Source organism: Colwellia demingiae (assembly GCF_007954275.1).
Taxonomy (GTDB): domain Bacteria; phylum Pseudomonadota; class Gammaproteobacteria; order Enterobacterales; family Alteromonadaceae; genus Colwellia; species Colwellia demingiae.
The window spans coordinates 207,510-227,249 of sequence record NZ_VOLT01000007.1 but is presented as its reverse complement, the minus strand read 5'-3'; the positions used below and the strand labels follow the sequence as shown (position 1 = coordinate 227,249).

The following is a 19,740-nucleotide window of genomic DNA, read 5'->3' as shown; positions in this document are numbered from 1 at the left end:
GCTATTTATGATCGAGGCGCCTCTTTTTATTAAGGGTTGTTCCCTTAAAAAGAGAGGCAACGAAGAGCATTATTCGCTCAGACATCCCCGTAGGGCTGGTTTAGAAAAACTTTATGCTACGTTATTAATTTCGATAAGGGAACAACCATTACCTTCAATCAATACCTTGCCTAAAGACGCTTCTAATTCCAGCTGAATCCTGTATCTTGAGGTAACATGGTTTAAAGTCTGTTTAATGTGAGTTAATCGAGACTCAAGTTAGGTATTATTCATAGAAAGCGACTACTTTGCTGACTGATAAAACTTCAGCAAACTTGACGTTGAACAGTCATGCTGAGCAGAAATATTATCTGTTTGCAGTTCGCTTTGTATCTCTGCAGCAAGGCCTTTACCCAGTTCAACACCCCATTGATCGAAAGAACATATCTGTAAGATTATTCCTTGAACAAAGATCTTGTGCTCATAAGCTGCAATCAAACTACCTAAGTTTCTTGGGTTGATACACTTTAATAAAATGGTATTAGTCGGTCTATTACCTTTGTGCACTTTATGTGGTGCAACTTTATCGATGTAATCAGCATCGCGACCTTTCGCTTTAAGATCTGCACGGACTTGCTCCTCATTGACCCCCACCATTAATGCTTGTGTTTGTGCAAAGAAATTTGCCATCAAGGTTTCATGATGCCCTTTTACTGGGGTAACACTTTTAACCGAGCCAATAAAATCTGCGGGCACAACATTATTGCTTTGATGCAAGTATTGGTAGAAGGCATGCTGACCATTGATTCCTAACTCGCCCCAAATTGAAGGCACAGTAGCATAATCGATTTCATCACCATCCCAACTCACCGATTTACCGTTACTTTCCATTTCAGCTTGCTGCAAGTATGCCGTTAACATATGCAACGTTTGATCGTAAGGTAAAATAGCTTGTGACTGAGAGCCGAGGAAAGTGGTATTCCAAACACTAATCAAAGCTAGAATTGCTGGGAAATTCTCTTTTAATGGTGCATTGATAAAATGCTGATCCATATCATGAGCACCGGCCAGTAACTCTTCAAACTTGTCAAAACCTAGATCAAGAGCAATCGCGAGACCAATAGCCGACCATAGTGAAAAGCGGCCACCTACCCAATCCCACATATCAAAGATGTTTTGTTCTTCTATACCAAAACTCATGGCATTTTCTTTATTTGCAGTGACTGCAACAAAGTGTTTTGCAACTGAGTTTTCATCGAAAGAGGCACTTGTTAGCCAATTAATCGCTGTACGAGCATTTGTCATCGTTTCAGTGGTAGTAAAGGTTTTACTTGAAACAATAAAGAGAACTTTTTCAGGCTCTAACGGACGAAGTACTTCAGCAATTTGCGCTCCATCAACATTAGATACGTAATGAACATTCACACTGCCATCGCTGTAATGTTTCAATGCTTCTGTGACCATTTGTGGCCCAAGATTAGAGCCACCCACTCCGATATTAACAATATCGGTAATGCGTTTACCTGAGTAACCTAACCAATGTCCCTGACGAACTTTGTTTACAAATATTTCCATCTCGGCTAGTTGATTTTGGACATGCTCAGTTACGTTTTCGCCCTCGATAATAAAGGCTTCATCACTTTGACGACGTAACGCCGTGTGTAATACCGCACGGTCCTCGGTTTTATTTATTTTCTCACCAGCAAACATCTTAGCTCGCCAATCACATACTTTCGTCTCTTCTGCTAGCGCTAATAAGGCGTCGAGCGTTTCGGTATCAATTAGATTTTTAGAGTAATCGAGTAACATGTTTGGTAATTCGATAGAGAACTTATTAAAACGTTCGCTGTCTTGTGCAAACAAAGTATTCATATGCTGAGATTTTTTATCTTGGGCAAGTAGCTGAAGCTTCTTCCAGCTAGCTAATGTTTGACGAGACGACATACTAATTCCTATAAGGTGGTTCAGACACAATTATCGACTTTATCATTGTAGTTAACTTGAGTATTTGCTCGGTTTAACCATTATGACTTGTAATATTTTCATGGTACCCTATTAAAAAATGACAGCGCTGTCAATTGTTATTACTCTAAATAATACTGTAAAGTCCTATAGATTACTACGGACCGGCTATGCAATAATTACAACACTCTGGCATAGCCAGTCAGTTTATAAAAATAAGAACAAGGTTATCTGCAGATGAAAGCGACAATAAATGACGTAGCAAAACAAGCTGGCGTATCAATAAAAACTGTTTCTCGTGTTATTAACAATGAAATTTCAGTACGCCAATTAACACGTGAAAAAGTACAAAAAGCTGTCGAAGAATTAAATTATCAGCCAAATTTAGCTGCACGAAATTTAGCTGGTGCAAAATCGTTTTCTGTTGCTTATATTTACGATAACCCTAACGCTTATTACATCATTGATATGCAGGAAGGCATTTTATCTGCCTGCAAACAGCAAGGTTTTGAATTATTGATTCACCCTTGCGATGCGAAAAATGAAAATATTACCGAAGAGGTTGTCAACATGGTTAAGCATGCTCGTATTGCAGGCTTAATTTTGACCCCTCCTCTATCCGAAATGCCTGAGTTTGTTAAATCATTAGTAGCGCTTGACGTTAAAGTTGTACGTATCATGTCTGGTGATGTTGCGCCTGATGATCTAAGCCCTTGTGTTATGGTAAATGATAGAGACGCTGCACAAACCATTACCCAACATTTAATCGACTTAGGCCATAAAGACATTGGTTTTATTGCGGGTGACGCAAAACATATGTCAACGGTTGAACGTTATAAAGGTTACAGAAAAGCGCTAAAAGAAAGTAACATCGACTTTGATAAAAAACTTGTTATCGAAGGTGAATACTCTTTTGATTCAGGGGTTAGTGGTGCAAAGCAGTTGATGTCTACAGAAAGCAATAATACTCGTCCAACCGCTATTTTTTCTTGTAATGATGAAATTGCTGCTGGGGCATTATTTGCTGCAAGATTAATGAATATCTCGATTCCTGAACAACTATCAATAGTAGGGTTTGAAAACAGTCCATTCTCTCGTCAAACTTGGCCAAAACTCACTACCGCAGATCAGCCGAACAGCCAAATAGCTGAAGATGCTGCAAATTTACTTATTAGCCAAGTTCGCAAGCAAAAGAATCAACCGACCATCAGCCAATATGTACCAAAATTGATTATCAGAGACTCAACGGCTAAGTGTTAATATATAAGTTTTGGCTGAAGCTGGGGTAAATTAATAGATTCCAATGATGAACCAATCAATCCATTAAGTTTCATTTAATGTTAAAGGTATCATCTATCTTTTTCATTCGAGCTAAGTGATTTAAGTGCGCTTTTCTTGCCGCAAAAATAAATATAGCAATAACAGCTGTTATTGAGAGGGCGAGTACAGTGGGTTCTTGTGATAGTATTTTACTAAGCCATTCCATGGTTTACTTTCCTTAGTGTATAAAAATCCTGATAATTTCAACTATCAGCTGGCCCAACTTAGTCAGCACCAGCAAGCCAGCGAATAACAACTGGTTAGTTATGTCGCACATCTTAAGATATTTAGTACAGGTGTTCAAGCCTTAGAGTATTTTACTATACCTTAAAGTTATTCTTCAAAGTATGTGCCCCAGCCATCGTAGTCAACACCACATTGTTTTGCCAGCTCAAACATCGCTTGGGTTTCTTTTTTGATTAAATTTACATCTAACATTTGTTCTGTAGCAATATCAAAAGCAAATACTTTATCGCCATTTTCTAATTCAGCTTCTTCTGGCTCTTCAATTTCTAGCCCTAACTTAAATGCAGCGATAGCAGCCTTTTCTAATAAATCAAAATCACTACTAGCAAAGTGATGTTCAATGGTGTGATAAACTTCTTCATTAGTGCCGTCTTCAAGCAATTCAGCAATTAGCATTTCAGTGTGGCTAAACCATTGTTGTAATTCTTCATCAATCATTTTCATTACCTATTTATATTTTATAATCTATCTGTGTTATTTATTATGATAAGCCGCAGCTTCAATCGATAACTGCTCAATTTTATTAGACATTAATTCATGAACTTCATTTACTATTGAGCGTAAGTTCTCGCGACTTGCATCATCAAGGTGAATAGGGTCTAGGAATTCTATGATAATTTTTCCATTATCCCAACGGTTTAAGTTAATCGTACCTACCTGGTTACTGGCACATATGGGTACAATCGGCACTCCTGCCTGAAGGGCGGTACGAAAAGCGCCTGTTTTCAATGGCAATAAACCTCGTCCTCGGCTACGGGTACCTTCAGGAAACATCCAGACAGAAAGCTTATCTTTCTTTATTTTATCTGCCGTTAATTCAATAGTATTCATTGCTTTACTAGTGTTTCTTCGATCAATTAAAATATTGCCAGTTAACCAATACATTTGTCCAAAAATAGGAATCCATTTCAAGCTTTTTTTGCCTACGCTCACGGTACCAGGCAATACGGCATTAGCATGAGTGAAAAGATCATAGCTGTTCTGATGATTTGCCATCCAAACAACAGGACCTATATCTTTAAGCGATGCAGGAATTCTCAGTTCGACGTCAACGCCGAGAATTTTAGTGATTTTCCCAAGGAACCTTGAAGTATGATAAACATTATTACGATGAAAAGGACGTAATAAACAATAGAAAATAGAGACAGTGCAAATGATGAGCAACGCCAAGGTCATTAAAAAAACGCGTATTACAGCTAGCAAAGAAAGCTCCAGCGTTGGTAGCTAAAAAAAGAGTATGGGCGAGTATACAGAAAAAACAAATAATAGGGTAAAGCTATTATTTATTTATCCGAGGAAATGACGATGGATGTCACAATAGTCCAATACGAGCACATTATTGAACTATTGTGTAAAAGGCCGAACTAAGAAGCTATATTGTTAAACATGTATCCTTGACCCCAAACTGTCTCTATCTGGTTATTCTTCATACCAGCTATAGTCAATTTTTCGCGTAGTTGTGACATTCTGACATCCAGAGTACGTTCTACGCCATTGTATACTCGTCTAAGCAAGGTACTATAGAGTTGATCTCGGGATAAGATCTTCCCTTGATGTTCAACTAAAGACTTTAATAAATTAAACTCAAAGGTTGTTAACTTCACTACCGCGCCATTAATAAAACATTTTTGTGATTTAGGCTGCAGACAAACATCCCCCATCGTTAAACTAGCTAATTCAACTTGGTTTGTTTTATGACTCTGACGACGAAATAAAGCCTCAATTCGCATCATCAGTATTCGACTATCGATCGGCTTAAGTAAATAATCATCCACACCTAACTTAAAAGCTTCAACTTGCTCTTTTTCACTATTTTTGCTTGAGACAATCACAAGTAGACCATCAAATAAGGCTCGAAGATCTCGTATTATTAATAACTGTGCGCTGTCAGAAAAACCAACATCTAACACTATCATGCTTGGTCGATGACCTACTAAGTAGCTTTTCAGCTCTTGACTGAGGACTTCACCTGTACGTATTTTTGTAGTTTGGTAAACCGATTGTTCACCATGAACTAAAAACGCTTTACTGAGGTAATGATCATTCTCAATCAACAGTAAATTTTGTTGTAATTGATTATCATTTTTAGTTTCAAGTGGTTGTATATTTTCAACAAGCTCAATACTTGATGCCATGACAGACTCCTTAAAATTAAACAATTTTGATTTGATAATTAAATTATAAAAGAAAATAGCGAAGAGACTGTAATAGCTTGTAATGAAACTGTAACACCTTGCAATGGACGTGATTGTTAAGGGATTAGTTATTTTTATTAAAAAATAAAAAATCATGAGGCTTAATGCTAACTGCCACTTTTTGCTTGAATGATAGAGCAATATCACTGTATAAACTAAGCTTAGAAAATGCCAAAGACTTATCTTTAGCGAGGCCATCTAAGCTGCTCAAATAATAATGATACCCCTGCTCAGTAACACTAATGTATTCAACTTGTGCATTAGCAATATTTTGTTTATCGACTAAAGAATTGAGCTGTAATTTAGAGGGTTTGACGAGTAAATAAGCTAAGCCTGTTTGCTTATCGCCACTATTCGCTATATCAAAATCACCTAACAAGCTATGCACATTTGCTGAATTAACTTGGCAAGGAAGCCAACTGCCAAGCTGTAAAAAGTCAGCAACCTGATAACTATTCGGTTGCTGGCAAACAATATTAGGCGCATCAAGTTGCAATAATTTTCCCTGTGCCATTACGGCCATTTTGTCAGCAAAGGTGAAGACTTCATCTTTGTTGTGGGTTACAAAAATAGCAGTCATCTTAAACTGCTTTAACAGTTGCCTTATCTCTACCATCAATTCATTTCTAAGGCGGGCATCGATATTTGAAAAAGGTTCATCAAGTAAAAGCAATTTAGGTTTTGGTGCTAATGCTCTCGCAATTGCTACACGCTGTTGCTGACCACCAGAAAGCTGATGAATATAACTATCACGATATTCATTTAGCTTTAATAAAGTAAGTAAGTGGCCAATTTGTTCAAGTTGCTCAGCCCTACCTAGCTTTCCTAGCCCAAAAGCAATGTTCTCTTTTACCGTTAAGTGAGGAAATAGCGCATAATCTTGGAAAATCATGCCTACTTGACGCTGCTCTGCTGGTACGCTGTATTCACCACCACTAAGTCCATTACTACTAAGTAAGTGACCGTCAATGATTACCTTTCCTTTAGTTGGCTTACTAAAACCAGCAATAGCATTAAGTAAAGTTGTTTTTCCGCAACCACTTGCGCCCACGAGACCTAAGATATCACCTTCATCAAGACTCAAATCCAACGTTGATAAAACCACTTTCTCTTGCAGTGTTATCGAAAGTTGTTCGATTGTTAGCAGAGCAATGGGCTTAATAGGTGACTGGGTGGTTAACAAAGCGGTCATACTTTTTCCTTACTATTATTCAGTAGCACTATTGGTAATAGACCAAATAACACAATGAGGATTGCCCCTAAAGCGCCTTGTTCTAACATTTCATCAGAAATAAGCTGATAAATTTGACTACTTAACGTTTCAAAATTAAAGGGTCGTAGTAATAATACTGCCGGTAATTCTTTCATTGCTTCAACAAAAACTAATAACCACGCCACTAGTATTGCCGGAGTTAAAATAGGTAAATGTACCTTAGTTAAGCTTCCTATTAAATTAACGCCTAAGCTTGCGGGTGCATAATCCAGTGATCGAGGAATTTGTTTTATACCGCTCGCAATGGTGCCATTAGCTATCGCTGAAAAGCGAACGACCAGTGCAAAGACAACAGCAAACAAAGAGCCTGATAATATTAATCCTGGCGCGGTAAAACCTATAAATTCAACAACTCCGTTAAGCCAATGATCTAGTGGTCCTAATGTCGACAGCATCGCCATAGCTAAAACGGTTCCAGGTACTGCATAACCAAAGCCTGATATCAGTTGCGGGATCTGACGAAACTTATCATTATGTAAACGCTGATATAAACCCAATGATAAAGCGATAATGACCGCAATTGTTGCTGCAAATACAGACACTTTCAGTGAATTGATACCGGTAGATAATAAAACAGATAATTGCGCAACATCACTGTATTGCACAGCCATAATGATCAATAGGGTTATCGGTAATAAGAAACCTAAAATGACCAGTGCCCAGCAAAAAACACTTGCTATAAATTGTTGTCCGAAAGATAACTGTATCAGTTCTCGTGTTAAGTTAGGTCTAGCGCTTTGGTGTCGTAACCCTGCCCTACTTCGTTGTTCAGCTAACACGACAAAAAGTACTAATAACATCAAAATACTAGCTAAAGCATTGGCCGCGCCGAGGTCGCCATAACCAAGCCAAGTATCATAAATAGCAGTCGTTAAGGTATTAACAGAGAAATATTGTACAGTAGCAAAATCAGCTAAGGTTTCCATTAAGACAAGACTGGCCGAAACAGCAATAGCAGGTCTTGCCAAGGGTAGAGCAACTTTAAAGAAGCTCTGCTTAGCGGTTAAGCCAAGTAATCGACTCGCTCGAATTAAGTTTTGATCTTGTTGTTCAAAAGCGCCACGCGTTAGCATATAAATATAAGGAAATAACACCAGTGCCAGCATTAAAGCAGCACCGGGTAAGGTACGAATATCAAAAAACCAATAATCAGTTGGCGATTGCCAACCAAACCAGGCTCTTAAAGCGCGCTGAACTGGGCCAGCGTAATCAAATAAGTCAGTATAAAGGTAAGCAACTAAATACGCAGGCATAGCTAAGGGTAATAGTAACAACCAACGTAGCTGCTGCTTAAATACAATGTTGGTTTGCGTGATGATAGCGGCACTAAATACGCCAAAAAATAACGCCAATAACACCACCCAGAAAGCAAGTAATAAGGTGTTTTCAAGATAACTGGGTAGCACTGTTTGCCATAAATGAGCATACAGCTGCGTTGAAGCACTAACGCCACCGACTAGCATAACCAACACTGGCACTATCAATACCAATGCAATTATATAGCTAGATAACTTCCATGATCTACTGTTATACAGCGCTATCACAAATCAAACTGTGCTTGGTCTATTAGTTTTAACGCTGTTGTACGGTTTTTAGCAATATCTTCTAGCGGTAAATCATCCGCTTTGTAACCGCCCCAAGAAGCAACCAACTTGGATACAGCAACGTCTTCTCGAACAGGATATTCCATATTCGTTTGTGCATATAACGCTTGTGCAGGTTTAGAGACTAAAAACTCCATTAATGCTTGAGCGTTTTCTACATTTGGAGCGTATTTGGCCATGGCAATGCCTGAAATATTAATATGGGCACCACGATTGTTTTGGTTAGGAAAGTTAATATAGACTTCATCAGCCCATATTTTCTGCTTTTCATCTTTTAGCATCTTGCCAAAGTAGTAACTATTACCTAACGAAATATCACACAGTTTTTGATGGATCGCTTGTACTTGACCACGATCACTGCCCTGTGGCTTACGGGCTAAATTATTCTTAACTTTTTTCAGCCAATCTAAAGTGTAAGCTTCACCATGTTCACTGATCATAGAAGCAACTAAGGCAACGTTATAAGGGTGTTTACCGCTACGCGTACAAATACGACCTTTATATTTTTCATCTGCTAAGTATTCATAATTGAGATCTATTTTCCCTAAACGTTTCGCTGAATATATATTACGAACCCGCGTAGTTAAGGCAAACCAAGTATTATCTTGTGCTTGGTATTGTTTAGGGATTGAACTACGTAAGACAGAAGAGTTAACTGCTTGTACTAAGTCTTTATCACGTAATTCAATCAAACGACTAATATCTGTGGTAAGTAATATATCGGCAGGGCTATATTTACCTTCACGCGCTAAACGCTCAGCCATACCCTTTTTAGCAAAAACCACATTCACTTTAATACCGGTTTGCTCAGTGAATTGGGTAAATAAAGGTTCTACAAGAAAAGGTTGTCTGTAAGAGTAAACATTAACTTCATCACTAGCACTGGCGCTAAAAGTTACCATAAAAAATAGTGCAATAAATAAGGTAGTAAACGACTTTCTCAACATAAGTTGTGTCTCAATAAAATATTATGAGCGAATTGTACAAGGACAACAACAACTGTCAAGCTATTTACGAATCATTCTCATTGAGGTTTACTTTTATTTATTGCAGCTTAACTTAAACCCACCACACCACTTAACAGTAACCAACAAGCAAAAAACAATTTCAACTTAATTGCCGATAAATGGGTTACTAACGTTTTAGCAAATATGCCACCCAGAACTGCCCCTGGACCCGCGAATAAAACAACTTGCCAATAAACGTCGCTGTTTACTTGTGCAATCGCCGTCCACACACTGATTGCGGAAACAATTACAGCGGCTGCTACTGCCATACTGATATCAAAATGACGTAGCAACAGGTAAATAACTAATAACTCACCAACACCAACACTTAACCAAGCCGTAACTGCACCACCAAATAAACCGATGAGCACCAGAAAAATATAGTCGACATAATATAATTGGCTGCGCTCCCGATGCGGTTGCAGCAAATAAATAGTCAATATAATGAAGAATCCCAACAGCAGTGAAAACCAGCTAAAGCTAGTATGCAAAGCAGCAGGTGAATTTACTTGGAAGAAAAATATAGCATTGAGACCGATTATCGAAGCGATAGTAGTCACACTGATAATACGTTTAAAACCTTGCCATAAACGTAGGCTGGTTTTTTCTGTTTTGTAATGATGCCACCAAGTAACAGCACCAGCGGTCATACCAAAACATTGGATAGCAAAGCTTGTCGCAATTGATTGTTGCTCAGTAAAGTTAAGCTGGGTAAACATGGGAATAAACACTACACCGCCGCCAGCTCCAGTTGAGTTAGCAAAAATGGCGCCTAAAGTGCCTAAAAAGGTAAAAAATGTATAACCAGCTAATTCACTCAATGTATGGCTAGAGCTCAATAGTAAGCCTGACCATAACATCAAAAATAGCACTATAAACTTTGGGTTTGATAACCGCATAAATGCTTGTTTAGTTATATTAGCCATTGGTGTTTTTTACTTTGAATTGACTTGTTTTACTCGTATTAACCTAAGCAACAGTAGGATTTTTCTGCCCTATAAAAGCGATAGCATCATCCGATAAACAACTTTTAGATATGTAGCTTTTACTGGCAATATCTTTGCCCATAGCTGTTTTACCTAGGCTAAAGTAAATCAAAAATCCTAGTTCAGTTTCAGTAACAAGTGTTACATCAGACCACAAAATTCGGTTATTTATATGGAATGATTCTGTCAAAATACCTTGTTCATCAATGGTCAGTTTTACTTCACTATGAGAGGCCTTACTAAGCATCTGCCTAATCACCCACCAAGGTTTATGATAATAAACACTAATCGTTTCCAAGAGTCCTAAAGCAATGACAAACCAAGCTGCGTAAGGATTCACAGGCGTAGCTAACAAAATGATCAAACCAAAGACAGTTAAAACGTTGGCTTTAAAGTAGGTTTTTTTATCATGTGATAAGGTACTTGATTGAGTGTAGCATTCGCTATAGTGGGCTTTATCTAAAGTAAAGCTGGCTGTATATGAACTAGGTTGGGTCATTGGGAATTTTGGCACAGACGTGCATTAACAAATAAAATTCTCGCTAGTTTATCAGAAGACTTGCTAAAACGAGTAACTAATTGTACCAACATTTATAAACGCATTTACTTAATTCTGACCTAATGAAAACCTTAATATTAATAGTTTAGCTGTACTTTATCATGGTTAAACACATGTTGAGGTGATCAATAAAAGCACATATTTGTTGGAAATCTTGTGTCTCTATCTTTTGTTTTGGGCTAAGTAATTGCAAACATATCACGCCTATTGCTTTACCGCCTATTTTGACAGGAACAAAAGCTATAGCACCATCTTCAATTACCTCACTAATTTCTTGGGTAATTAAATCACGCCAACGAACTTCTTGATGATCATTGATCAGAGTAGCTGTATCTGTACTAATCACCCTAGCAATAACATTATCACTATGCTTGATATCAATATTAATTTTACTAGTATCTTCTTGGGCATTTTTATTAACTACTAATCGCGACTTAACTCGAGCTCTATTGTCTACTAGCATTAAAAAAGAGCTACGGTCAAAGGCAAAGGTAAGGGCTAAGTTTTCCAGTGCTAACTGTAAATATTCATTAAAGTCCTTACTGTTTTTAATCAACTTTGTTAGCTTCATAAAACCATTTAGTAATGCTTTATCTCTACTGACAACCTCTTTATTATCAAAGTCCCCTCCAAGGGATTTAAAGTCTTCGGCCGTTGGTAAACTTTTAATTCGTTCTGTTAATATTTCAGCACCATAAGATGACAGTAACTTTTCAGCCTGCTCGCGCGTATGCTCAATTCTTACCGTTAATTGCCTCACAGAGATACCCACGATAGTGGAAATTTCTTTAAGCAATTCATGATAGTCTTCTTCACAGCCTTCTGGCTTTGCAATAATAGCGCTGAGTTTGTCAGCAAAGTAAATAACTTTCACTTCATCAGTACGCGTGGTTGGTTGGTCGAGTGCCTTGATTAATAAATCACTCAAGTTCCAAGTACCAGCAAGCCCTTTACTCAATTCGCCAAAATTAATGCCCATTTCTTGCCGACAATATTGATTAAAATCTTGAGGTGATTTGGCTTCATAATTTGCCAGTTTTTTAGCGGTATCACCACCGGCACTCCAAAATGCACTTTCACCTATACGATATAACATAGCTGCAAGGTATACTTCCTCTTGTATCTCCTCGCTATAATTAGGCACCATCATTTTAGCTAACATACCGGCATAAAATGAATTAGCCATAAGTTGGGTCAACTGTTCATAAACATTAATATCAAGGCTCTTCGACGCTAATAAACTAGAGACTAACTTTGCTGTTAAGCAGATATTTTTAACAGATTGAATACCAAGTACTACGGACGCACGAGAGACAGTCGTGACTTTATTAATGCTAATATGTTGAATATTATTAGCAACTTTAAGCAAGCATGAAGATAGCCCTTGATCATGCAAAATCGCTTCACTTAATTTCGGTAGCGATGACTTATCATCATTAGAAAATTTATCTAACATCCTAGCGGTGGAGGTTATAGCAGGTAATTCACTATTGGCTATAAGATCAATCCATTGCGCTGTCGTTTGAGGATGTTGATTATTTATCATAGACCATTCATTTTTGTTTATCTTAGAAGTGATTTTACTATGCGCTCAATACAACATTAAGTCTAAAAATTTAGCAAAAGAAAGCTATTATTTATATAAAGTTAAGTGAAGAGGAATAGTTATATAAAATCATCAAGAAACAAAACCAATAATTAACAGCGCTGTCATTTTTTAATAAGGTTATATAATATTAATCGTGATAAAAAGTTTATCGCTTTAAGTTGAAGCGTACAGTGCTATTTATTTTCATTTTTCTAAGGAAAAAACATGCAAGTTATTATTTTTGATAATGCACAACAAGTTGCCGAAAATGCTGCAGAATGGGTGGCAGAACTAATCAATAAAAAATCCAACCCTGTGATAGGTTTAGCAACCGGCAGTACGCCAATTAGCCTTTATCACGAATTGGTTAACAAGTATAAAGCTGGTGAGCTTAGTTTTAGTAACACCACAAGTTTCAATTTAGACGAATACTTAGGTATTAATGAAATAAATCAACAAAGTTATCGTCACTTCATGAATGAGAACTTGTTCAATCATGTTGATATCAATAAATTGAAGACATTTTTACCTACTTGTAACCAAGGTGAGAATCCTAGAGAACAAGGTTTAGATTACGAAGATAAAATAGCTCAAGCCGGCGGTATAGATTTACAAATATTAGGTATAGGTGCCAATGGTCATATAGGCTTCAACGAGCCTACTTCAAGTTTAGCTTCTCGTACTCGTATTAAAACACTAACTCAACAAACACTTAATGATAACAGTCGTTTATTTGCTGCTGATGAATTTCAACCAACCTTAGCCATGACTATGGGTATTGCTACCATTCTAGATGCCAGATATGTACTACTTATGGCAACGGGTAAAAGTAAAGCAAAAGCAGTAAAAGATATGGTTACAGGCCCTTTATCAGCAGTTTGTCCCGCATCATCTTTACAACTGCATGAAAATGCCATTGTACTACTTGATAAAGAAGCAGCAAGCGAGTTAGAAGATCATGAATATTACGTTTGGGCTGATAAACAAAACGTGAAGATAAACCAAGAGTTTGGCTTATACCATAACTATTAAGAGCATACGGCGAGCTTGTAAAAATTTTAGCCGACAGTTTTAAAAAAGGCTCAAGTTAACTAATATAATTAGTATAACTTGAGCCTTTTATCCAGAATAAATATTATCTGAGTCGAAGCCAATTGCCGTTTTATTTTGCTGCTTGTAGCAACTCAGGTAAGAATTTCTCACTTTCCTGTGCTAACTGACACTGCTGCTGCAATATACCTTGTAATATTTCTTTAGTGGTTAGTGGATTTGCTAACACAACTCTAAAAACGATAACTTTTTCACCACCATATCGACTTACTTCAATGCGGGTTCGTGAGACAAAAGAGCGACCATCCTCACGTTGACGCTTTTGAATAAACTTGGTCAATTTACCAAGTAACATATTCACCGACTTATTAGCTTCATCATCATTTCGAGCTAATAGCGCCTGAACTGACTTAGGTGCATAACGATACGTTAACAGACACAGTTCAGGGCGAGTAATTAGCTCAAAATCATCATGTTGATGAATAATCTCTGCAAAATACTCTGCTTTTTCAATGGCCTGATTAATAAGCATTTCATAACCTGGTCGGCTAATAATATGCAAGCTCGCATACACTAACATCGCCATTCCCGGGCGAGAACCTTCTAAAGTATGACTACCTAAATCTTTTGAGCCTTTACGTAATATATATTCAGCATGATGCTCAATCGCACTTACCGAGGCTGGATCTTTAAAAATAACCAAACCTGCGCCCATAGGCACATACATCTGTTTATGTGCGTCAATGGTCACTGAGTCGGCTTGTTCGATGCCTTTAAGTAAAGGACGGTATTTGTTCGACAATAATGTTGCTCCGCCCCAAGCGGCATCAACATGAAAATGACATTCATTTTGCTGAGCGATCGCAGCAATTTTATCAAGCGGGTCAATATTACCGGTTTCAGTTGTACCGGCCACGCCAACAATTGCGAGTACTTTTATATTTTGTGCTGCAAGTTGCTGACATTTTTCCGCCAGCTTTTGGCAATCTATTTTATTATTCTCATCTGTAGGTATCGCAATAACATTTTCTTGGCCTATACCTAAAATATCAGCCGACTTTTTCAATGAGTAATGACCACGATCAGACACTAAAATAGCTAAGTCTTGATAGCCATAATGCCTCATAGCACGATGTAAGCCCTCACGAGCCACGCCCCTGAAATCACCATCAGCTTTTAACAGCTTATTACGTGCGACCCACAAAGCTGTAATATTAGCGACAGTACCACCGGAACAAAAAGCGCCAAGAGAATGCTCAGCACTATGCATCCAATTTTGGTAAAAAACATCATCTTGCTGATACACCAAATTGTGCATCATGCCTAAAACTTGACGCTCTAATGGCGTAAACGCTTTTGATGTTTCAACTTTAACTAAATTTTGATTTAAACCCACCATCAACTTAGACAAGGGTAAAATAAAAGAGGGCAATGCTGAGGTCATATGACCGATAAAACTAGGACTTGATGTATGAACTGACTGCGCGACTAATTTATCGAGTAAATGGTGCATGTGATCAGAAACAAATTCAGGCTGCTCGGGTATGCGAGCATTAATGAAATCTTGCTCAATATCCGTTAGGGCATTTTTGCTAGCAACAATGTGATTATTTAAAAAACCCACTAAATTTTGCGACATCTCTTGCTCAAGACGTCCCAATGTAGAATCAGGAGCTTCAGCAATGGTAAAGATTCGATGTAAAGATTCTTGCGTTGCTTCTGCAATGCGCTTAGTTGCTCTCATAGTTATTCACTTTACTTCAATATACTCACCTGCTTGGCCAACGTCCGTTGTGCGCACACGCAAGGTTTTATAATTATTGGCTATTTGTAACCGAGACGAAAAACAAACTTTAATAAAAAATAGCGCAAAAGTCTCGTAATTTCGTCACCAAAGCCATAATCTTTGCTATCGTTCTAGGGCATATTGAGCTTTTATGGTTGATTCTTGTTCGAATTAAATGTTTTATACTCGCGACGCAAGGCATGTAACATAGTAATTCTATGTAAATTCCTTGCAACAAAAAGTAAGAATCATTTAAACGACCCCAAATGGCAGTGTTTATTAACCATTTTGACTACGTTATCGCCTATTCGAGTAACGCTACATGGATGTAGCTTACTAGACAATGCAGGAGCATATTGTCCTAAATAACTACACAACATAAGCTCCGCCTTTGTATAAAAGTCTAATAAACAACTACAAGACCAATCAACAAAGTTCAACACGCCCTAATATTAATTGCCAACAAACTTGGTCACTAGCTTGATATTTTGCTTCGAACGGCGTTAACGCTAACGAAGAATCAACCACTGGCAAAGAGTCAATTTGACCTCGTAAATCAACCCATTTAGCTGCTTGTTGAAACTCAGCTAAATAGATACGCCAATTGCTGCGCAAAATAAGCTGCTGACCAATACTGGTCATTTGTGGGAAAACTGCGCTACCATGCCAGCGGCGTTGTAAGTGTTTAGACTTTGGCCAAGGGTTTGGATATAAAATGTAGTGTTTTGATACGGGCCAATCAGCAGCTTTTACTAATCGATAAAAATCGTTTAAATCAGCACGTACTAAATGATAGTTGTCTGCACTAAAGCCATCATCAACATCGAAGCCTTCAACATTACGATTAATTCTATGATCTGACTTATCCACGCCAATCACTAACGCTTGTGGGTTTTGTTTAGCTAAAATACGCGTACTTTGACCAACACCACAACAAGCATCCAAGATGATTTCTCCCTCAGGGTTTGCCACTAAAAAGGCATTCACCAGCGCATCCATTTGCGTAAAGGCTTCTTTAGTGTGTGCTTGATAAGGCTTTTGGGAAGCATGAGTTAAGTGTCTTTTCACCACTTCATCAAGCTTTTCGTGAATACCTTCTTGATTACTAATAATCGCCTTAGAATCACCCAATGATGTTTGAGTATCCACTGTATTTAAACCCGCTGTCGTATTAGCTGTCATATTAGCTTCTTAGTCCTATACCTTTAGAGATAAGTACCATCGCAATGGTAAATAAAGTGACAATAAAGAAACCAATTACTGCAAAAGCGGTAACTAGACTCACATCAGATATGCCTAAAAATCCGTACCTAAAAGCATTAACCATATACACAATAGGATTAATTTGAGAAACGCCCTGCCAAAATTCAGGTAATAAACTAATCGAATAAAACACACCGCCAAGATAAGTCAACGGCGTTAAAATAAAGGTAGGTATAATTGAAATATCATCAAAACTGCCAGCAAAAATTGCGTTAATTAGGCCACCTAAAGAGAAAGTTGCCGATGTTAACGTAACCGTAGCGATAATCACCCAGATATTGTGTAGTTGAATATCGACAAAGAATAATGAAACTATGGTAACAATCAAACCAACTAACATACCACGACACATGCCGCCGCCAACATAACCAGCCACAATCACCCAATTTGGTACAGGTGCTACTAACATTTCTTCTACATTTCGCTGCCACTTGGCGCTAAAAAATGACGAAGCCACGTTAGAATATGAGTTAGTAATAACACTCATCATAATCAAGCCTGGCACAATAAACGACATATAATCAAAGCCGCCCATTTCACCAATACGAGAACCAATTAAAGAGCCAAAAATAACAAAATACAAACTAATAGTTATGGCCGGTGGTACTAAGGTTTGTACCCAAATACGGGTAAAACGCTGGATTTCTTTAGTTAAAATGCTTTTTAATGCTATAGAGTTATTCATTTAGTTTGCTCCCACAACTGCGCTTTGTGGTTTGGTTTGCGTAACGCTTGATTTTTTATTGATCAAACTAATAAACAAGGCTTCTAAGCGGTTACTTTTATTTCGCATACTTATAACCTCAATATTAGCGGTACTCAATTGTTGAAATACTTGATTTAGATTTTGTGACTTATTTAAATCAACTTCCAAGGTATGATCATCAATAACCCGATAAGCGATTGACTGTGATTGCTCAGCAAACTGCGCTAAGACATCCAGTGTCAAATTCGGTTGTAGATCAAATACAAAGGTTTCAACATCCAATTGTGCTAATAACTTTTTCATACTGGTGTCTTCAACGATTTCACCACCATCAATAATGGCAATATTGCGACAAAGCATTTCAGCTTCTTCCAAATAATGGGTGGTGAGGATAATAGTAATACCTTGTTCGTTTAGCTTTCGCAAAAAATCCCACATTGAACGACGTAGTTCAATATCAACACCTGCGGTTGGCTCATCTAATATCAGCATTTGTGGCTCATGCATTAAAGCACGAGCAATCATTAAGCGACGTTTCATACCACCAGAAAGTGCACGAGCGGGTTCATCACGCTTGTCCCATAACTCTAACTGTTTTAAGTATTTTTCTGCGCGCTGTATTGCTACAGGCTTACTCACACCATAGTAACCAGCTTGATTAACTAAAATATTAACCAAGGGTTCAAACTGACTGAAGTTGAATTCTTGCGGTACTAAACCGATAAAACTTTTAGCTTTTTCTAAGTCAGTATCAATGTCGTAGCCAAAGACTTTTACTTGACCGCCTGTTTTATTAACCAATGAGGTTATCACGCCAATAGAAGTAGACTTACCTGCACCATTAGGACCAAGCAAGGCAAAAAAGTCGCCCTGTTTTACGGTTAAATCAATACCTTTTAACGCTTGAAAACCGCCTTTATAGGTTTTTTCAAGTGCGCTAATTTCTAGTGCGTATGTCATGTTAGCTGCCAATCAAAATAAGGATGGAGTATAAATATGGAGTCGAACAACTCTTTTTCAATAGCAAGGATATGATATTTATACTCACTACCATTCAAAATGTAAGACTTCAGTGGGAATTTAATTTTTTCTTCCGCTAATATTAGCAATAAGCTTAAAAGAAGAGAATTAACTACGCAGTATTATAGAACATGAATACTGAGTTATATACCCAAACTACTTCAAAATTATTGTTCAGGATTACTGAGTAATTCATGAGCAAGGCGCATCTTTTTATTAAGGGTTATTCCCTTAAAAACAGATACAAAGAAGTTCATGATTCAGTAAAAGGTAAGATTAAGATAATCGCGATGGTTACCTTAAAGATAAAAAGGGCAACCAGTATTAGCTAGTTGCCCTTTTCATGTTTGAATTAACAATCAGCTAAATAGTGCTGGTAACGTTAAAGAGAGAAATATATAACCATTTTTCTTCTTCTTTACGGAAGCGCTTGGTCTTGTTCTAAATGGTTCAGGTGACATAACATATTAATAAAGTTCTGAGCCTCTGTTAAACTGCCAAAACGACCTATAGCATCCTCATCAGGATCAACTACCTCATAAGAAACTCTTATTACGTTATCATTTCCATCCAGTACATCAACTTGAACCAAATTGAAACCAGACTTACTTAAGAGAATTTTTCTATTTTTCATACGCAACTCCAGTTGCCAAACTCGGTACAAAAAGCAGTCCGTTCCCTTCAGTATGAGCAACTATTTCAAAAATTATGTTAGTTTCTGATGAATGAATTAACGCCATCGCTATACCCTAGAGCAAAAGCTTGATGAATACTTTTTTGCTTGGCATCATCACGTACTGGTGCATCACCCAAACTTTCAATATCTAAACTAATAAATTGCTGTAACAAAGAACCTTGCTCGTACCCTGAGTTGTAAGCGCATTGACAACACTTATGTGCTCCCTTAGCATGCAATTGATGTGCAGCTAAATTTGTAAGCATACATTCGTCTACTTGCCTTTCATGAGTTTGATGGCATGTCGCTGCATTATTCATATTCACTATCTTTAACCCACGCGTTCCAGCAGTTTTCTCTGAATCTGAAACAGCATCTGCCTCTAGGTTTAAGTCCCGATTTGAATCTAAGTTTAGTGATAATATTGCATGCATTATTTTGCCTTCCCAACTCTAAAAGTATCAGTATTTTCAAAGAAACTTGTTATTTTTTAGCCTCAATTAACTATCCCACAATTAAA

Annotated in this window: 18 protein-coding genes; 2 read left to right on the top strand and 16 right to left on the bottom strand. The window is 37.6% G+C overall.

All coding sequences use genetic code 11. The features are described 5' to 3' along the window. Positions 1-282: 282 nt before the first annotated feature. Positions 283-1,923: a glucose-6-phosphate isomerase gene (gene pgi / locus ESZ36_RS14875; RefSeq protein WP_146789303.1), complete on the bottom strand. Its 1,641-nt coding sequence runs from the start codon at positions 1,921-1,923 to the stop codon at positions 283-285. A gap of 255 nt (positions 1,924-2,178) precedes the next feature. On the opposite strand from pgi, the gene ESZ36_RS14870 reads away from it, so the two are divergent. Further along, positions 2,179-3,201 (top strand): LacI family DNA-binding transcriptional regulator, encoded by a 1,023-nt coding sequence (locus ESZ36_RS14870; RefSeq protein ID WP_146789301.1) that lies wholly within the window; start codon positions 2,179-2,181, stop codon positions 3,199-3,201. A 393-nt stretch (positions 3,202-3,594) separates the two neighbouring features. Here the strand turns inward: ESZ36_RS14870 and rraB are convergent, their stop codons facing one another. The 9 genes from rraB to ESZ36_RS14825 form a co-directional block, all read right to left on the bottom strand. After that, positions 3,595-3,945 (bottom strand): ribonuclease E inhibitor RraB, encoded by a 351-nt coding sequence (rraB, locus tag ESZ36_RS14865; RefSeq protein WP_146789299.1) that lies wholly within the window; start codon positions 3,943-3,945, stop codon positions 3,595-3,597. A gap of 36 nt (positions 3,946-3,981) precedes the next feature. Then, positions 3,982-4,710 carry a 1-acylglycerol-3-phosphate O-acyltransferase gene (locus tag ESZ36_RS14860; RefSeq protein ID WP_146789298.1) on the bottom strand — a complete coding sequence of 243 codons (729 nt, stop codon included), beginning with the start codon at positions 4,708-4,710 and terminating at the stop codon, positions 3,982-3,984. A gap of 161 nt (positions 4,711-4,871) precedes the next feature. Further along, positions 4,872-5,642 carry a response regulator transcription factor gene (locus tag ESZ36_RS14855; protein WP_146789296.1) on the bottom strand — a complete coding sequence of 257 codons (771 nt, stop codon included), beginning with the start codon at positions 5,640-5,642 and terminating at the stop codon, positions 4,872-4,874. Positions 5,643-5,766: 124 nt separating this feature from the next. Continuing rightward, entirely contained in the window at positions 5,767-6,894 is a 1,128-nt protein-coding gene (locus ESZ36_RS14850; protein WP_146789294.1) for an ABC transporter ATP-binding protein, read from the bottom strand. Next, positions 6,891-8,453 (bottom strand): ABC transporter permease, encoded by a 1,563-nt coding sequence (locus ESZ36_RS14845; protein ID WP_246129115.1) that lies wholly within the window; start codon positions 8,451-8,453, stop codon positions 6,891-6,893. The genes ESZ36_RS14850 and ESZ36_RS14845 overlap by 4 nt, the downstream gene beginning before the upstream one ends. 62 nt (positions 8,454-8,515) lie before the next feature. After that, positions 8,516-9,526, bottom strand: coding sequence for an extracellular solute-binding protein (locus ESZ36_RS14840; RefSeq protein WP_246129114.1), 1,011 nt, complete (start codon positions 9,524-9,526; stop codon positions 8,516-8,518). A 107-nt stretch (positions 9,527-9,633) separates the two neighbouring features. After that, the gene (locus tag ESZ36_RS14835; RefSeq protein ID WP_146789290.1) at positions 9,634-10,512 is read right to left on the bottom strand and encodes a sulfite exporter TauE/SafE family protein; all 879 of its coding nucleotides are present in this window, start codon (positions 10,510-10,512) and stop codon (positions 9,634-9,636) included. Positions 10,513-10,555: 43 nt separating this feature from the next. Next, positions 10,556-11,086, bottom strand: a complete 531-nt coding sequence (locus ESZ36_RS14830) for a YcxB family protein (RefSeq protein ID WP_246129113.1) — start codon at positions 11,084-11,086, stop codon at positions 10,556-10,558. A gap of 130 nt (positions 11,087-11,216) precedes the next feature. After that, positions 11,217-12,677, bottom strand: a complete 1,461-nt coding sequence (locus ESZ36_RS14825; protein WP_146789288.1) for an HDOD domain-containing protein — start codon at positions 12,675-12,677, stop codon at positions 11,217-11,219. A 267-nt stretch (positions 12,678-12,944) separates the two neighbouring features. On the opposite strand from ESZ36_RS14825, the gene nagB reads away from it, so the two are divergent. Further along, positions 12,945-13,751 (top strand): glucosamine-6-phosphate deaminase, encoded by an 807-nt coding sequence (nagB, locus tag ESZ36_RS14820; RefSeq protein ID WP_146789286.1) that lies wholly within the window; start codon positions 12,945-12,947, stop codon positions 13,749-13,751. A 130-nt stretch (positions 13,752-13,881) separates the two neighbouring features. Here the strand turns inward: nagB and panP are convergent, their stop codons facing one another. From panP to ESZ36_RS14790, 6 genes are all read right to left on the bottom strand, one after another. Beyond that, a complete protein-coding gene (gene panP, locus ESZ36_RS14815; RefSeq protein WP_146789284.1) occupies positions 13,882-15,513 on the bottom strand; it encodes a pyridoxal-dependent aspartate 1-decarboxylase PanP in 1,632 nt (543 codons plus the stop codon). 468 nt (positions 15,514-15,981) lie between these two features. Continuing rightward, a complete protein-coding gene (gene trmB, locus ESZ36_RS14810) occupies positions 15,982-16,737 on the bottom strand; it encodes a tRNA (guanine(46)-N(7))-methyltransferase TrmB (RefSeq protein WP_146789282.1) in 756 nt (251 codons plus the stop codon). Position 16,738: 1 nt separating this feature from the next. After that, positions 16,739-17,503: an ABC transporter permease gene (locus ESZ36_RS14805; protein WP_146789280.1), complete on the bottom strand. Its 765-nt coding sequence runs from the start codon at positions 17,501-17,503 to the stop codon at positions 16,739-16,741. Further along, positions 17,504-18,484 carry an ABC transporter ATP-binding protein gene (locus ESZ36_RS14800; RefSeq protein ID WP_146789278.1) on the bottom strand — a complete coding sequence of 327 codons (981 nt, stop codon included), beginning with the start codon at positions 18,482-18,484 and terminating at the stop codon, positions 17,504-17,506. Positions 18,485-18,962: 478 nt separating this feature from the next. Then, the gene (locus ESZ36_RS14795) at positions 18,963-19,178 is read right to left on the bottom strand and encodes a hypothetical protein (protein WP_146789276.1); all 216 of its coding nucleotides are present in this window, start codon (positions 19,176-19,178) and stop codon (positions 18,963-18,965) included. A 77-nt stretch (positions 19,179-19,255) separates the two neighbouring features. After that, entirely contained in the window at positions 19,256-19,654 is a 399-nt protein-coding gene (locus ESZ36_RS14790; protein ID WP_146789274.1) for a hypothetical protein, read from the bottom strand. Positions 19,655-19,740 lie beyond the last annotated feature (86 nt).

What these genes read in the sequence shown, in the direction of transcription:
- pgi (WP_146789303.1), bottom strand. Translation starts at nt 1,923, where the DNA reads ATGTCGTCTCGTCAAACATTAGCTAGCTGGAAGAAGCTTCAGCTACTT.
- ESZ36_RS14870 (WP_146789301.1), top strand. Translation starts at nt 2,179, where the DNA reads ATGAAAGCGACAATAAATGACGTAGCAAAACAAGCTGGCGTATCAATA.
- rraB (WP_146789299.1), bottom strand. Translation starts at nt 3,945, where the DNA reads ATGATTGATGAAGAATTACAACAATGGTTTAGCCACACTGAAATGCTA.
- ESZ36_RS14855 (WP_146789296.1), bottom strand. Translation starts at nt 5,642, where the DNA reads ATGGCATCAAGTATTGAGCTTGTTGAAAATATACAACCACTTGAAACT.
- ESZ36_RS14850 (WP_146789294.1), bottom strand. Translation starts at nt 6,894, where the DNA reads ATGACCGCTTTGTTAACCACCCAGTCACCTATTAAGCCCATTGCTCTG.
- ESZ36_RS14840 (WP_246129114.1), bottom strand. Translation starts at nt 9,526, where the DNA reads ATGTTGAGAAAGTCGTTTACTACCTTATTTATTGCACTATTTTTTATG.
- ESZ36_RS14835 (WP_146789290.1), bottom strand. Translation starts at nt 10,512, where the DNA reads ATGGCTAATATAACTAAACAAGCATTTATGCGGTTATCAAACCCAAAG.
- ESZ36_RS14825 (WP_146789288.1), bottom strand. Translation starts at nt 12,677, where the DNA reads ATGATAAATAATCAACATCCTCAAACGACAGCGCAATGGATTGATCTT.
- nagB (WP_146789286.1), top strand. Translation starts at nt 12,945, where the DNA reads ATGCAAGTTATTATTTTTGATAATGCACAACAAGTTGCCGAAAATGCT.
- panP (WP_146789284.1), bottom strand. Translation starts at nt 15,513, where the DNA reads ATGAGAGCAACTAAGCGCATTGCAGAAGCAACGCAAGAATCTTTACAT.
- trmB (WP_146789282.1), bottom strand. Translation starts at nt 16,737, where the DNA reads ATGACAGCTAATACGACAGCGGGTTTAAATACAGTGGATACTCAAACA.
- ESZ36_RS14805 (WP_146789280.1), bottom strand. Translation starts at nt 17,503, where the DNA reads ATGAATAACTCTATAGCATTAAAAAGCATTTTAACTAAAGAAATCCAG.
- ESZ36_RS14800 (WP_146789278.1), bottom strand. Translation starts at nt 18,484, where the DNA reads ATGACATACGCACTAGAAATTAGCGCACTTGAAAAAACCTATAAAGGC.
- ESZ36_RS14795 (WP_146789276.1), bottom strand. Translation starts at nt 19,178, where the DNA reads ATGAAAAATAGAAAAATTCTCTTAAGTAAGTCTGGTTTCAATTTGGTT.
- ESZ36_RS14790 (WP_146789274.1), bottom strand. Translation starts at nt 19,654, where the DNA reads ATGCATGCAATATTATCACTAAACTTAGATTCAAATCGGGACTTAAAC.